Source organism: Streptococcus cristatus (assembly GCF_001578775.1).
Lineage (GTDB): Bacteria > Bacillota > Bacilli > Lactobacillales > Streptococcaceae > Streptococcus > Streptococcus cristatus_A.
Map to the genome: position 1 here is coordinate 133,484 of NZ_KQ969062.1, position 1,334 is coordinate 134,817.

Annotated in this window: 3 protein-coding genes; all 3 read left to right on the forward strand. The window is 40.9% G+C overall.

Annotated elements, in window-relative coordinates:
- A partial coding sequence (locus SCRDD08_RS11770) for a hypothetical protein (protein ID WP_231089309.1) occupies window positions 1-181 on the forward strand: 181 nt, incomplete at its 5' end.
- A gap of 59 nt (window positions 182-240) precedes the next feature.
- Window positions 241-624: a hypothetical protein gene (locus tag SCRDD08_RS00655; RefSeq protein ID WP_231089310.1), complete on the forward strand. Its 384-nt coding sequence runs from the start codon at window positions 241-243 to the stop codon at window positions 622-624.
- Window positions 625-632: 8 nt separating this feature from the next.
- Window positions 633-1,325: a PoNe immunity protein domain-containing protein gene (locus tag SCRDD08_RS00660; RefSeq protein ID WP_081104235.1), complete on the forward strand. Its 693-nt coding sequence runs from the start codon at window positions 633-635 to the stop codon at window positions 1,323-1,325.
- The last annotated feature ends 9 nt before the right edge of the window (window positions 1,326-1,334 follow it).

The window sequence follows — 1,334 nt, forward strand, 5'->3', positions numbered from 1 at the left end:
TGATATTCATGTTAAAGGTGGCTCTGTGGATTTGGATATGCCCTCTACGAAGAAGACGGCAGACCTGGATGTGCCTGGGAAGCCGGACGTTCCGGAAGTTCATTGGGAGGGTACCAACTGGCAGAGCCATATGAATGATGTGCACCAGAAGAGATTGCCCAGCAGCAGGCTGAAATCCTGAGAGTCCAGACCGGCGAGGTAGATCTAAAAACGAATCTGGAGAAGGGGAACTTCGGCGAGATGGTCCAGGACGAGTATTACCGTCAGTTTGGCTATGAACGCATCAGTCAAGACATGGTCACCGGTCTGCAAGATGTAGGCCACCAGGGTATAGACGGCGTCTATCACAATCCAAACGGCCATCCACCTTATATCATTTCCGAGGCCAAGTTTACTTCAGGAAATAATTCTCCAACATTGGGCAAGACTCGAGATGGACGGCAAATGAATAATAGATGGATTGATAACCGACTGGATGAGGTAGTGAGCGAAGAGCATGCTGTAAATATTCGTAAATCTTTATTTATGAGAAGCGGAGATGTACAAAGCAATCTGTTTAACATTAAAAATAATGGTGATATCATTATTAATCAACTAGATAGTGCAGCTAAAAAGATGAAATGAGGACTCTGATGTTTAGAGATAAATACAAGGATAAATTCTATTTTGAAAAAAGATTACAGTTTAATACTAAGACATTCAACGAATTTGAAGAATTAAAGGGAGAAGTACCTAAAGATAGATTAAGCTATTTTTATATTGCCCAATCTGGATATACTCGAAAGTTATTGACTATCAACTATTCCCTCGGAAACTCAATAGATGAAGTCTTTAACTGGTTTAAAATTTCTTTAAAATATTATAGCCTCTCTTACACTGAAAATGACGGCTATTTTACTATCATTGACTATCTTTCTCTTGCCGTCCTGTTTGAAAACCGCAAAGAAGAATTTATAGATGATTTGAGAGTCTTATTCGACAAGTATATTCAGTATTCAGAAACAGGGGAAGAGTATGTACAAGATGACTACATTGATTTTCTAGGTTCTTACTTGGTTGATGACCGAGTGGTCGGCTTCCATTCTCATCTGGAATACCTGAATATGATTGGGGATACAGCCGATAGTGTTATTGAGGCTCAGAAATTCTGGTATTATGCCCATTCGGAAGCTTGGTGGTACGATACTCACAAGACAGAAGATGCCTACTATGGCTACTGGAGTTTCGACACGGCAGCCCTTTGCAAGATTCGGGGTATCTACGATGAGCGCTTCAAGGATTTGGACTTCTTCCCTTATGACCTCTTGGTTCAGGAGGAGCAGTAGTTTCACATT